This window comes from Pedobacter frigiditerrae (assembly GCF_004331645.1).
Lineage (GTDB): Bacteria > Bacteroidota > Bacteroidia > Sphingobacteriales > Sphingobacteriaceae > Pedobacter > Pedobacter frigiditerrae.
Genome location: NZ_SJSK01000001.1, coordinates 532,144 through 545,364, shown reverse-complemented (window position 1 = coordinate 545,364; position 13,221 = coordinate 532,144). Strand labels below are relative to the sequence as shown.

Sequence of the window (13,221 nt, the reverse complement as noted above, 5' to 3'; positions counted from 1 at the left end):
TTGCAACTAATTTATAGTTGCAAATATCAAAACTAAAGCTTACATTTGTTCTATAAGCAGTAGTAGCTGCGGCTGTTATCCCATAGAGAAGTTATAAAGTATTTAAAAGAAGGGAGTTTTACTATGAAAAGATCGAACAACAAAACAAGACGCGTATGTCACGTAATGAAAAATTACTCAGCAGATTACTGTCAGTTCCAAGTGACTTTACCTGGGACGAACTGGTAAGGATACTTTCTTACTATGGTTATAGAGAAATTAAAGGCGGAAAGACCGGCGGTTCAAGGAGGAAATTTGCAGATGAAAAGAAGCACATTATTTCCCTTCACAAACCCCACCCGTCAAATATTGTTAAAGAATATGCAATCCGTGATGTGATTGCACATTTAAAAGCCATTGAGCACATAAAGGATGAATGACATCTTACAACACAAAAACTATTATGCATCAGTGCATTTCAGTGCTGCTGATGAAATCTTTTACGGGAAGATTCTTGCGATTAACGATTTAGTTAGTTTTGAAGGATCTTCCGTAAAGGAACTTAAATCTGCTTTTGAGGAAGCCGTCGAAGATTATTTGGAGACCTGTATAGAAGTTGGAAAGAATCCAGATAAAACCTTTAAAGGTACTTTTAATGTACGAGTTCCGTCAAACTTACATAAAGAGGCATCACTTTTTGCTGCCTTTCACAATATGACATTAAATGAGTTTGTGAAAACAGCACTTTCGTTTACTCTAGAACATAAAGACCAAGTAAACAGAGCACTTGATAATGAAGGTAAGGCGTTAGAGCCAGCTTAAAAACCATCATCATTTGAAGGCTTAGTATCGTACTTTATTAATTTTATATAAGGGTTCATTGAAAAGGTGTCGCAATGTAATTGTGTATATCTTCTATTGTCTACTTTTTACAAAATTGGCAAGTATTATTATCTCTTCCAACCCTATTTACGAATTCTCCTTGCTCAGAGTTAAGATATTCAAGGTGCTTTTATTTTTTCTCCTAGCTTGTTGGCCCTGGTGTGTATTCCCGAAGCCACCTATTTCAAACTATTTTTTGGAAGATTTGCAGCCAATTATTGAATGTTTTTATCCAATTGGTTAATTCAAATAGCTTCACTAGTAGCTTCAAACCATTTTGATCCCCTTATTTTAAGCTAAGGCTCGAAACGATCAGAATTACGGAACATAAAATACGAGCTGATCCAATAGCCATTTATTTTAAATGCGTTTCTCAATACCTTTTCCATGAATCGGGTATCGCCAAAAGCATGGTCGGTGGTTCTTGTGGTTACAAATCCATTCTGGTACATCGTATAATCCCTAACCTTAGTAAGAGAAGCCCTGTTGTAGGAGAACTTTGAATTTTTATTCCATTCACGCTGCTTAAAACTTAACAGGTCTGCATAGTATTTCTCCCTTACCCCATTTACGTCTGTATATCGAAGCGACTGCTTATTAAATAGATTTTCCTTACAAATTCCTTCGAACTAAAAACGCAACCTATTTCAAACGCTTAATTGGTCATTTGCGCCTTTGTATCAAGTTATTCTATTAAATTCGAAACAAAATCCTTTTCTAATGAAATTTAAGTCTGTTCTTGTATTTGGCATATTTGTTCTAGCAAGTCTATTTTATTCACAGAAATCTTTAGGCCAAGATGTAGTCATTAAATGGTCGCCCAGTATGGACAAATATGTGCTCGGCTATTATACATTGATGGCTAAAGAAATTGGTCTTAGCAGCAGTGAGGTTACAAGTATTTCTAATTGTATGCTTGCTAAATTAAAGGCCCAGTTTCCAAACGGGTTAAGCACAAGCAAAGAAAAATTTGGTGACATCAACAAAAAAATAGCTGGTGAATGCCTCCCTAATATAAAAGGAGTAGTACCTTGGAACTTAAGTAACGAAAAATATGTCAAGGATAGATTATTAAATGATCTGCCAAAAAATATATCCGAAGAAACTAAGGCTTTTATCACAGCATGTGCTTTTTCACGGTACAAAGCCAAATACCCGAATGGAATTTCTGTCAGCACCCAAAATATAGAGGAACAAAAGTCCGATTTTTTATCTATGATTAATATTTGTGTTGCCGAAGCAAATTATATGGGTATACCATCATGGAGTGAAAAAAACATTTCGTTATTTAAACTTTTTCTTCTGGAACAATTACCTAAGGATATGGCGGGAGCTAAAAAAGACAAATACATGATATGCTTTATCCAAAAATTAAAAAATAAATATCCTAATGGATTCTCAATAGATAATAAAAACAGGTTGGAATTTGAATCTTTGTTTAAAAACCTTGATGAGACATGTATAACGGAATCTAATAAGGGATAATCACCGTTTGGTGGCTTTTAATTGTGGTTTCAAAGACACCTATTTCAAACTCTTTTTTAGAAGACTTACAGTTAATTATTGATATTCTGGGTCAGGAAGGATGATTTTAAATATCTCGGCGAGACGGATTTCAAACTTTTTTGATAAAAGAGGGGAATTTTAGTTTTGCCAAAACCGCCACCATTTATTCCCTTTCTCATGATATTCACCAGTTTTATCTGCTTCTGTACGTATTTCTTCTAGTGATACTTTCTCCCCTTTGTCAGGGAATAAGATGCCCCCACTATCGACATACGCTATTGGTAAATATCCAAAATTCTGACCATCTCGTCCGATAATAGTAATATAAGCTCTGGTTAACTTAAAAAAGGCAGCAGGATCTTTTGCTATGCGGTCTAAAAAACCATCAAATGTTTTAGCGATTGGTTTTAGAGTATTAAAATGAGGCTGAGGATTTAATAAAAATATATTGCCTGCATATTCCCCTTCCAAAAAAATAGTTAAACAAGCTGGCCCGCCATCAACCTGAGCAAATGCTAACCATTTATTTTCACCTCTATAAAGTGTCTTAGTTTTATTAAAGTCAATTGTCCCTGCTAATTTTCCTTTTGGCAAATATAGTTCGGTAAACTTTATTAGATCGTTAACTGGTAATTGTGATAGCAAAGGTCTTGTTTGCGCATTTTTTGGAAGCACAGGCATGCCTAAACTGAAACCGTTACATTTAGCATAAAAGTTAAAGAACTCATTTAAGTTAGGATTTACACATAGTTTTTCAAGATCCCTTAATCCTTTTGCATCAATATTTTTATCGAGTTTATTTTCAATCTCAACCTCCGTTGCCTCTTTAGTAGAATTCACATCAAATTTTACTTTCAGTACCGGTCGGTTAGTTCCAAACAAATCAAAAAAAGTTCTATTCTGTTTTATTTTGCTCATTATTCTAAACTGATGTTCAATGCGTAAGATATTAAGAATTTTATAAGACTAAGTTCTAAGAATTAATAACTCAATCAAAAAACCTCTTATATCTATATGTCCAATTTTATGAAATAAATGAACAGATGATGATTTTATGTCAATTTATTTTATCCCTTTCAACAATATGTTCATCTTGATTGGCGCTCACCAACCATATACAAATTCCTTCGAACTAAAAAAGCCACCAAATTGGTGGCTCTTGTTTGTGGCTCTCAAAGAAACAGATTTCAAACTCTTTTTTTGAAGATTTACAGTTGATTATTGACATTCTGGACGTGAAGATAGATTTTGAGTATCTCGACGAGACGATTATCGAACTCTTTTACCATAATTTACTTTCAATAAGATTTTGCAACGATGTCTTGTATGCTTTTAATTAGGCAAAACGATATTCAATTTTAACCAATTCGCCATAACTACTTACCTGTTTATACCTAAAAATACTCTTATATTCCTTTTTAGTTTCAATAATAACATTGTGATCATCTTTCCAGTAAACTTTAATTGGCAATTTCTCTCCTTTAGCACCATAAACACCACCAACTCCTCCACGTAATGATATATTAACATAAGTCAAAGCATGCTCTCCTTTCCCGCTAATTTGTACGCTTAATTTACAAAAACCATTTGGTGCTATTTCTTCGCACAACAGCCATTTCTTACTAAGTTTGTGATAATCAATCGCATTCATTGTCCAACTATTCTTTCCTTGTACTACACTGTAACCTTCAATAGTAATGAGCCCACCAAGGGCTTTCAATCTACTTATTTCAGTTTCACGTTTTGCTAATAACCCTTTTAAAAGATCTACATTCTCCTGCTCTTCTGGATGTGTTCCATAAGCTTTTAGATAATTTTCTATCAGATAAACATCGTTATCAACAATGCGTCCTTTCGAAATAATGGGCATTACATTAATTTTAAATTCTTCAAAAATATCAATGTTGTAACCTGTATTTTCCTTGATATAGTTATTCAAACCCTGGTCGTAATGATGTCTTAATAGTGAGATATGCATATCTAAACGTCTTTTGATTTGCTTTGACCTATATTTTTTAATGTCTAGTTCGGTTTTTTTTATATCACCTAAATACCAATCTTTTGAAGGGCTGTAATCATCAAAAACCATATCGCCTGAATGATATTCAAGAAGATAGTTAAGTGTAGCCAAAAGGATGCTTTTATTTTTTTCTCGCTCTTCTTTAGTATATGCCAATTTAGACGAATTTATTTGTTACAACAACCATTATTATTTAGAATAAGTCTTTGGTGTTTTACAACTGAAATATACAAATTTATGGCTGAAAATTAATAAAAGTTCAATTTAGATACGGAGTGAGGTAATTAGGCCAGGTTCTCATTGTGGTTGGTGTTATCACCAACCAATCTCCCCATTCGCATAAAAAGCTCCGCTTTTTACATGAAGCCTTTGAGGTGACACCAATTTCAATCTCTTTTGTGGATGATTTGCATCGTGCGGCAGGTTTGACGAGTGACATAGTGCGGTGATAATACCAACCACAGGCTATCGCCGACATAGCAACAGTATAAATCAAACAGGCCAAGATTAGAGACGCCAGCTATAATTTACAAATTTCTCTTTATAGACAGCGGCAAACATTTGAACGGTAGCATTGGATAGCTGGCCAGCAATACTAAAATCAAGTACGTCTATTGATATGTTGTATTGTGCTGATACTGGCTGAATCAGGTTGAGGTGATTTAGAAATGCGGCTTCATCCGAATAGGCTTCAATGATCAAACCTTCATCTGAACTCGGATCTTTAAAGTAGCAGTCATAAGCCAGCACTTTTGATGAGCCTTCGCCGGCAACAATCTTTTTAAGTTCATTCGTCATATTTTCAAAGTGTCGTCTTTCGGCAGGATCAATTTTTATGACTGCGGTAATCTTTATTAAATTTTCGTTTTCCATGGTCTCTAATTTAGCATCTAAAAAAACGCAGGGCGATCGTTATTGATCAGCCCCGCTTTGAAATGTTATTAAATTAAACGGTTACGATAATTTTTCCTACTGCATTTTTAGTTTGGATCAATCCGTGCGCTTTCGTTGTTTGCTCCAATGGAAATGTAGCAGACACGTAGGTTTTGATAGCGCCTCTTTCCAACAAATCGGCTATTGTCTGTAAATCATCCCGATTAGCCTGCACATATACCCGCATACCGGCTACTTCTTTAGCTTTTAATTTTTGCTGCATATCCTCATCTAAATCTACGATAAGGCTTAAAAGTTTCCCGCCTGATTTGATCGCTTTTAATGAGCGCTGTACGTGGTGTACATCGTCGCTCCAGACAGCATCGTGGACAATGTCGGCATCCTGTATATGATCTTCAAAAGACTGGGTTTTGTAATCGATAAATTCGTCTGCACCCAGGCTCAATACAAAATCTTTATTGGCTGCAGAAGCTACAGCGATAACATACGCCCCAAAATATTTAGCGATCTGAACAGCGTAGTGACCTACACCACCGGATGCTCCGGTGATGACTACTTTATCACCTTTTTTAACGTTGCCGTTTGTTACGAGCGACTGCCAGGCGGTTAAAGCGGCCAATGTAGCGCCCGCAGCCTCGTTAAAGCTGATATTCCGGGGTTTTAACACCAGTTCTCCCTCTGGTGCGGCTACATATTCGGCGTAACCATTGGCCTGCCCGGGAAATTTGACCATACCGAAGACTTCATCTCCCGTTTTAAAACGAGTTACAGCAGTGCCTGCTGCTGTAACCACACCCGCTACATCCCAGCCTAACACAATCTGTTTTTCGTCGCCTTTGATCTGGTAAACATAATTTAAGAGTTCCGGCATCCTCGTCGCCGCGGCATCTACCGGGTTAATACTGATCGCTTTTGTTGCTATTAAAACTTCGTTTTCTTTGATAGATGGTATCGGGATCTCTGCCAATATCAAATTTCCGGGGCCGCCGGTTCCGTTTAATACGATTGCTTTCATGACTAAATTTATTTTCGGTACAAATTTGAATTGTTTATACCTTTGCATCAAGTATGCACTTTTTAGTGCCCTACATACCCAAAATATACCATAATGATTATCAGATAATTAAGTACTTAAAAATGACACTTAATAAACCAACACCCGATTGCTGTGTAGATTTCGCTTTTCAAAGAATCGGTGGAAAATACAAAGGCCGCATTATGTACAGTATTCATACGCATGGGGTTTCGCGCTATGGCCAGTTAAAAAAATTGATTGCCGGAATCACGCCAAAAATGCTTACACAGACTTTAAGGGAGCTTGAAAATGACAAACTCATTCACCGGAAAGTCTATACCGAAGTGCCCCCAAAAGTGGAATATACCTTGACGGAGTCCGGGCAGAAACTAATTCCGTTTATCGAATACCTGAAAGAATGGGTAGAAGAATTAGTTTCCTCCAATCCAGATCATGAGCTTTATAAACATCATGAACTTTACGGGCGCTAACCTGTAGTAAAACCCTGAAGCCAGGGGTATTTTATTGGCTGTTAACAATATGTGTATTTCAAAGCTAACAAAAAGGCCTCCAGATTTTCATCTGAAGGCTTTTGAATAATCTTCCCATACATATGAATAGCATGGGTTTAAATGTGGTCCCGACGAGAATCGAACTCATATCTAAAGTTTAGGAAACTTCTATTCTATCCGTTGAACTACGGGACCATTATCTTACAAAGATTTTAAAAATTCTTTGCCAATTCCTGATTTCAGGTATTTTTCTCTATTTCTTGCGGCTATCCTGCCAACAATTGGCACAGGACCAATCAGGTCGCAAATATATAAAAATATCTAACTCAACTTTATATAAATCTAATTACTCCGCATCAATAATTGCTTCTTTAAGCGAAGTAATTTTTAAAACATAAGCCTTGCCCAAACTGAACTTAAAATGATTGTCTTGCAATAATTCCTTTATTTTAGGGCTGCTAAGCAAAACGTCATATAAATCTCTAGCTACTGCAGAAGCTGAAATGTTATTTTTTACCTTACCATTTTCCAATTCTAAACTGAATGAGTAATCTGCCTTATTTCTATTGCCTAAACTATGTAAATCAGATTTAGTGAAGCTAATTTCTTGCTCTTCAGTTATTGCCTTTTTAATTTGGATAGCAAATACTGGGAGGTATCTTTTCCAAAGTGGGTAATAAAGGTTTATTTGTGTCATCATATTTTTGTATTCGTGTTTGTGTTTTGTTGTCTAGAAATAACAATCGGAAATTTCTTTGTGATCAGAAAAGACATGCGATTGATAGCCCTGTATGTTTTTAGCTTATATTATTCAATGGTTGTTAGCTACAATTGCCATATAGCAATCTAAGCTCAAGATTCCGATATGAATAAAATGGAATGGATTTGTCAATCGGTCAGAAACCAAAATAATGTTGTTCGACCTCCCAAAATTGTACTGCTTTCGTTAAGCTAAGCTTGTAAAAGTAAGCTTTAACAGCCAATATTCCTAAATGCCAACGCGAAAGCTATATTTTAAATCAGAAATGATTGTCAAGAGTAACAATTGCCACGCAAAAGCCATCTTTTTTTTATGCGGTATAATGTTTGTATTAGTATAAACAGTAGTCTATATTTATCCCTAATTAAATGAAAAAGAGAATCTTAATAGTTGACGATCAGCCTTTAAGCATTGAACCCGTGACAATGCTATTTGAAGAAGAAGGGTATGAAGTAAAAACAATGAATACCCATAAGGGTATATTCACTGAAATCGACGAATTTAAACCAGATATAATTTTATTGGATGTTTTCCTTAATGGTAATGATGGCAGGTACATCTGTAGCTTACTTAAATCCATGGACAAAACACAAGCCATTCCAATCGTGTTAATTTCAGGATTAATGGAATACAAAACAATTTTGAGCGAGGATGTTTGCCCAGATGGATTTTTACAAAAACCCTTCGATTTAGACAAATGTATTGAAATGGTAAAATCCTTGGTAAACTAACTAGCTTTCAAAAACACAACACTCTTTCCCTTTAACAAACCAGTCGATTTTCCATCGTTAAACTGGTCACATTGCAATACGAATAATGCTTGGGCGCCTTCGGGCAAAGCTGTAAACTCAAAAATCGAATCCCCTGATTTTTCCCCACCCTTAATTTCTGCATCCAACCTTTCAATTGAAAAAGGGACCAATAAAGTTTCATCGGCGGCAATGCGTAAAATGCTCAATCGATAACCCGTTGTATGGTTCAAGTAATAGTTAAGCTTTACAACATCATTCTTCGTTCCGTCATTTTTATTGCCAAATAACAAAAACCTCCCCTGTTTAGATGTTGGATAGTCTAACCTCATTTCCATTCCCTTAAAGCCTGCATAGTTATAATTTTCGCCAGCTTTTTTCTGTTGACGAAAAACGGAAACCAATCTGCTCCAGAACTCGCCATTCTTAAAACCAGGTGCAAATTCATTAACCGCATCAAAAATGATCTTCGCCATCAAGTTAGCTTCAGATTGATTGGTCGAGCTGGCAATCATGCCATCAGATTTCTCCCAGAATTCTCTTTTTTTCCTGCTGTGGAAACCATAAGCCTTGCTGTCCACAAATGTGATATCCCCTATAGTGCCACTTAATTTGATAATTGAACGTGCCTTTGCCATAAAAAACGTATATTTAAATTACAACCTCAAGTTACGGCATTTCCGCCACAATTCCAAAAATTTTCACTATGCTTACAGCGACCATACGGCGACATTACGGCGACCTTACCGCGACTTGTAGTCGTGACAGAGTCGTGAAGAGTCCGTGAAGAGTTCGTGAAGAGCTCGGTTAAGGTTCGCTTTAGGTTATGTTCGCCATCCCCAAATTCGACGATTTGCCGAAGAAGAGACGAACAGGATACGACGCCGATACGACCGTGTTACGAAGCTGGTATAAGGAAAGAGCGAATAGAGGACGGAAATGAGCCGAACAACAACCGATAAAGGGACAATTGACTCCTTTTTATGTTTTATCGCCACCAAACAAAAAGCATCAGCGTAAATTGGCGAAACGGAAAAGGGGCATAGGCCTTCAAGACATGATACCCCTCCTCTTTATGTAAAGAGAGAGGGGGGAAATCTTTTAATTGACAATAATACTATCAATGCCTTTCGCTAAAGCATTATCCTGAATGCCCGGGATGTTAGTGCCTTCTACGCGAACAACAGTAATGTCAGTTATACCTAAAAAGCCAAATACCGATTTTAAATAAGGAACGGCATTATCATAACTCGCCATCGGGCCTTCAGAATAAACTCCTCCAGCCGAAAAAGCGATGTAAAGCTTCTTGTTTTTGATTAATCCCTCTGGGCCATTTTGATCGTATTTGAAAGTTACACCCACTCTACTGATGTGATCTATCCAAGCTTTTAAGTTAGAAGGTACACCGAAGTTATAAAGGGGTACGCCCAATACAATGATATCTGCGGCCATGATTTCTGCAATGGCTGCATCAGAGTGTTCAATGGCAACTAAATTTTCAGGGGTCCTACTTTCTACAGGAGCAAAAAAAGCATTTAAATGCGCCTCTTCCAAATGCTGAAAACGCTCTTCAACCAAGCTAAATTCCTTAACGGTACTATCGGCATAGGCTAATTGAAGTTTATCTATAATGGCATTTCCTAATCTGATGGTATAAGAGGCCGCTCCCCTAGGGCTAGAAATAATGTGTAATATCTTTTTCATTGTTTTATGTAATTTATGTCGACAAATCTATTTACATTTGGTTATAAAATATTAGTAGTATACAAAAGGTTAGTGGTAATATTTTGTATAGTAATTTGATATTCAATTAATTATGAAAAAAGAAGAAACACACGGTGACTGTAATGCCTTTCTAAATCCGATAGGTGATGCCTTGTATGTAATTGGCGGAAAGTGGAAGCTAAGGGTGATTTCAAGTTTGAGGGATGGAAGCAAACGATTTAACGAGATACAAAGAACCGTTGTTGGCATTTCTGCTCGTGTGCTTTCTGCAGAGCTAAAAGAATTGGAATTAAATGGCTTTGTTAAAAGGGTAGTTCATCATCAGTTAACACCCGTGGTGGTAGAATATCAATTGACCGAATATGCAGGCAGTTTAAGCAACGTATTACACGCCTTGGCAGATTGGGGAACCATGCACCGCGATAAGTTAAGGCAAGAAAGGTAAATGTTAAGAAGACGATAAGCTGACTAGCTACAAAAGCTTATTAGTATACCCTATTTTTTTTGTATTCATTAATCTTTTGTGAATTGTTAACAGGAGAAATTCCTTCACGAGTATAGCCGCATCGAACACAGGTTCAAACATAAGATTAGTATGTTCATATTATTCTCTAAAAATTTGCAAAACAACCTTAAATAAATATATTTGTATGTACAGACATATTATCAAAGTTTAACCAACTTTTGCAGAATTAAATGACATGAACGCAAATAGAAAAATTTTCTCTACCAAATTTTGCGCTCTTCTTTTTATAGCGATGTCGTTCGGGGCATTAACGGCAAAAAGTCAGCTTAAAAAACCAAATGTGATTGTTATCGTATCAGACGATCACGCCTATCAAGCCATTAGTGCTTATGGATCTCAATTAATTCATACCCCAAACATTGATAGGATTGCAAAGGAAGGGATGTTAATGAAAGAAGCTGCGGTAACTAACTCAGTCTGTAGCCCGAGCAGAGCTGTTTTGTTAACAGGAAAATATTCCCATCTCAATGGAATGAAGGATAATGGCACTTATTTTAATGGTGCGCAAGAAACACTGCCTAAAATTTTCAAGAGAAATGGTTATCGCACTGCGATAGTAGGTAAGTGGCATTTGTTTAGTACACCAACAGGTTTCGACTATTGGAATATCTTACCAGACCAGGGAAACTATTACAATCCTGGCTTTAAAAAGAATGGTAAAGACACCACTTATACGGGTTATGTAACGGATGTAATTACCGATGTGGCATTAGATTGGGTAACCAAGAATAAAGACGAGGCGCCATTTTTTTTGATGTTGCACCACAAGGCGCCGCATAGAAACGTAATGCCGCCATTAAAGTATTTAGAAAAGTTTAACGATACGAAGTTCAAGCTCCCATCTAACTTTTATGATGATTACAAAGACAGAAAAGCCTTACAAATTCAGCAGGTAACGATGAAGGATCATTTAGACATCCGTTACGATAGTAAAATACCTTGCGATACCTGTCCCGTTAACAAAGTGAATGATTGGGCGCCCGCCGAATACCAAAGAGAAATACAGCGCCTAAGGCCAGATGAACGTAAGATTTGGGATGCCGCTTACCAGAAAGAGTATGAAATTTTTAAGACCTTAAAAACTAAGGATGAAATTGTACGCTTTCAATTTCAACGTTACATGGAAGATTACCTAAGGGTGGTTAACTCGTTAGATGATAATGTTGGGAGGGTGCTGCAGTACCTGCAAGACCAACATCTGTCAGAAAATACGATTGTTGTTTATGTGTCTGATCAAGGTTTTTACTTGGGCGAACATGGTTTGTACGACAAACGTTTCATGTATACAGAATCATTTAGAACGCCGATGATGATTAAATATCCTGCAGGTTTTAAAGGAGGGCGAAAAACAAGCTCATACGTGCTTAACCTAGATATAGCACCGACTTTGTTGGATCTTTCTGGGATCAAGGTACCTGAAGATATGCAAGGTGTATCTATGAAAAAGCTGCTTACTACAGGTGAAGATGAAGATTGGCGAAAAGAGGTTTATTATCATTACTACGAAAAGTCTTTCGGTTTAACCAGGCATTATGGCATTAAAACAGAGCGATACAAATTGATTCGTTTTTATGATCCTGTGGATGCTTGGGAATTGTACGACCTGAAAAAGGATCCAATGGAAATGCATAACCTATATGATGATCCGAAACAGGCAACGCTGATCAAATCCTTAAAAGAACGACTAAAAGCTTTACAACTAAAATATAAAGATAAGATTTAAACCAGGTTTGAAAGCTTGTTAGATTTTATGTCCAATTGAATATTAAAAAATTAAATAATGAAACGTTTCGCCTTTATAACCATCCTGTTATTGTCACTATCGGGTTCGATTTTCGCCCAAGAAATGAACGTTGGTTCTTATAATTTACGTTATGATAACCAGACAGATTCTATAGCTGGCAATGGCTGGCGAGTACGTTATCCTGTTATAGCACAGCTGATTAAATTCAATGATTTAGATGTTTTTGGTGTGCAGGAAGGTTTTTATCACATGCTAAATAACCTAGCGGATAGTTTACCCGGTTACAAATGGATTGGCGAGGGTAGAGATGGTGGCCAAAAGGGCGAGCACTCTGCCATCTATTATAAGGAAGCCAAGTTTAAACTCCTAAAAAGTGGTAATTTCTGGCTTTCGGCTACAAACACAGAAAGCCCTAATGTGGGTTGGGATGCGGCATTGACCCGTGTTTGCACTTGGGCGCAATTTAAGGAGATAAAAACGGGCTTTGTATTTAACTTTTTCAACGTGCACATGGATCATGTTGGTGTTTTGGCACGTAGTGAAGGTGCTAAACTGATCATGGCCAAAATGAAGGAAATGACTGGTGGTAAACCCACAATCTTGACTGGAGATTTTAACGCAAATCAAGATTCGGGCGCTTACCTTACGTTAAACGAATCTGGATTATTAAAAGACAGCTATGTTTTATCGCCTGTTAAATTGGCCAACGGCCCAACTTTTAATGGTTTTAAGATTGGCGGTAACAATAGCAATGCCCGTATCGATCATATTTTTGTGACCAAACAATTTAAGGTAAAACGCTATGGTATTTTAACGCAAACATTTAATGGGAAATTACCTTCAGATCACTATCCGGTAGTGATTAATGTTAGTTATTAGCTTGGTGGGATTGAAGGGGCTAATCCTTAA

General features: G+C 36.8%; 15 protein-coding genes and 1 tRNA gene. 8 read left to right on the top strand and 8 right to left on the bottom strand.

Features of this window, described 5'->3' with window-relative positions; translation table 11 throughout:
- Positions 1 to 155 precede the first annotated feature (155 nt).
- The 3 genes from EZ428_RS02355 (at position 156) to EZ428_RS02345 (ending at position 2,346) form a co-directional block, all read left to right on the top strand.
- Entirely contained in the window at positions 156 to 419 is a 264-nt protein-coding gene (locus EZ428_RS02355; RefSeq protein WP_131551499.1) for a type II toxin-antitoxin system HicA family toxin, read from the top strand.
- Entirely contained in the window at positions 412 to 801 is a 390-nt protein-coding gene (locus EZ428_RS02350; protein WP_131551498.1) for a type II toxin-antitoxin system HicB family antitoxin, read from the top strand. Before EZ428_RS02355 ends, EZ428_RS02350 begins: the two co-directional genes overlap by 8 nt.
- Before the next feature lie 780 nt (positions 802 to 1,581).
- A complete protein-coding gene (locus EZ428_RS02345) occupies positions 1,582 to 2,346 on the top strand; it encodes a hypothetical protein (RefSeq protein ID WP_131551497.1) in 765 nt (254 codons plus the stop codon).
- A gap of 159 nt (positions 2,347 to 2,505) precedes the next feature.
- Here the strand turns inward: EZ428_RS02345 and EZ428_RS02340 are convergent, their stop codons facing one another.
- From EZ428_RS02340 to EZ428_RS02325, 4 genes are all read right to left on the bottom strand, one after another.
- A complete protein-coding gene (locus EZ428_RS02340; protein ID WP_131551496.1) occupies positions 2,506 to 3,285 on the bottom strand; it encodes a hypothetical protein in 780 nt (259 codons plus the stop codon).
- A gap of 418 nt (positions 3,286 to 3,703) precedes the next feature.
- Positions 3,704 to 4,543, bottom strand: a complete 840-nt coding sequence (locus EZ428_RS02335; RefSeq protein WP_131551495.1) for a hypothetical protein — start codon at positions 4,541 to 4,543, stop codon at positions 3,704 to 3,706.
- Positions 4,544 to 4,894: 351 nt separating this feature from the next.
- Positions 4,895 to 5,260, bottom strand: coding sequence for a putative quinol monooxygenase (locus EZ428_RS02330; protein WP_131551494.1), 366 nt, complete (start codon positions 5,258 to 5,260; stop codon positions 4,895 to 4,897).
- 73 nt (positions 5,261 to 5,333) lie between these two features.
- Positions 5,334 to 6,296 carry an NADP-dependent oxidoreductase gene (locus EZ428_RS02325; protein ID WP_131551493.1) on the bottom strand — a complete coding sequence of 321 codons (963 nt, stop codon included), beginning with the start codon at positions 6,294 to 6,296 and terminating at the stop codon, positions 5,334 to 5,336.
- Positions 6,297 to 6,418: 122 nt separating this feature from the next.
- Between EZ428_RS02325 and EZ428_RS02320 the strand changes: the two genes are divergently transcribed.
- Positions 6,419 to 6,787, top strand: coding sequence for a winged helix-turn-helix transcriptional regulator (locus EZ428_RS02320; RefSeq protein WP_131551492.1), 369 nt, complete (start codon positions 6,419 to 6,421; stop codon positions 6,785 to 6,787).
- A 144-nt stretch (positions 6,788 to 6,931) separates the two neighbouring features.
- Here EZ428_RS02320 and EZ428_RS02315 read toward each other — a convergent pair.
- Together EZ428_RS02315 and EZ428_RS02310 are read right to left on the bottom strand one after the other, a co-directional pair.
- A tRNA-Arg gene (locus EZ428_RS02315) sits at positions 6,932 to 7,003 on the bottom strand.
- Between the two features lie 151 nt (positions 7,004 to 7,154).
- On the bottom strand, positions 7,155 to 7,508 hold the full coding sequence (locus EZ428_RS02310; protein WP_131551491.1) for a hypothetical protein: 354 nt from the start codon (positions 7,506 to 7,508) through the stop codon (positions 7,155 to 7,157).
- Positions 7,509 to 7,936: 428 nt separating this feature from the next.
- Here EZ428_RS02310 and EZ428_RS02305 point away from each other — a divergent pair, with 428 nt between their 5' ends.
- Positions 7,937 to 8,299, top strand: coding sequence for a response regulator (locus EZ428_RS02305; RefSeq protein ID WP_131551490.1), 363 nt, complete (start codon positions 7,937 to 7,939; stop codon positions 8,297 to 8,299).
- On the opposite strand, the gene EZ428_RS02300 is transcribed toward EZ428_RS02305, so the two are convergent.
- Together EZ428_RS02300 and EZ428_RS02295 are read right to left on the bottom strand one after the other, a co-directional pair.
- Positions 8,296 to 8,955, bottom strand: a complete 660-nt coding sequence (locus tag EZ428_RS02300; protein WP_131551489.1) for a hypothetical protein — start codon at positions 8,953 to 8,955, stop codon at positions 8,296 to 8,298. The genes EZ428_RS02305 and EZ428_RS02300 overlap by 4 nt on opposite strands.
- Before the next feature lie 463 nt (positions 8,956 to 9,418).
- A complete protein-coding gene (locus EZ428_RS02295) occupies positions 9,419 to 10,021 on the bottom strand; it encodes an FMN-dependent NADH-azoreductase (RefSeq protein WP_131551488.1) in 603 nt (200 codons plus the stop codon).
- Between the two features lie 112 nt (positions 10,022 to 10,133).
- On the opposite strand from EZ428_RS02295, the gene EZ428_RS02290 reads away from it, so the two are divergent.
- The 3 genes from EZ428_RS02290 (at position 10,134) to EZ428_RS02280 (ending at position 13,191) form a co-directional block, all read left to right on the top strand.
- On the top strand, positions 10,134 to 10,487 hold the full coding sequence (locus EZ428_RS02290; RefSeq protein ID WP_131551487.1) for a winged helix-turn-helix transcriptional regulator: 354 nt from the start codon (positions 10,134 to 10,136) through the stop codon (positions 10,485 to 10,487).
- Positions 10,488 to 10,743: 256 nt separating this feature from the next.
- The gene (locus tag EZ428_RS02285; RefSeq protein WP_131551486.1) at positions 10,744 to 12,291 is read left to right on the top strand and encodes a sulfatase family protein; all 1,548 of its coding nucleotides are present in this window, start codon (positions 10,744 to 10,746) and stop codon (positions 12,289 to 12,291) included.
- Positions 12,292 to 12,348: 57 nt separating this feature from the next.
- On the top strand, positions 12,349 to 13,191 hold the full coding sequence (locus tag EZ428_RS02280; protein ID WP_131551485.1) for an endonuclease/exonuclease/phosphatase family protein: 843 nt from the start codon (positions 12,349 to 12,351) through the stop codon (positions 13,189 to 13,191).
- The last annotated feature ends 30 nt before the right edge of the window (positions 13,192 to 13,221 follow it).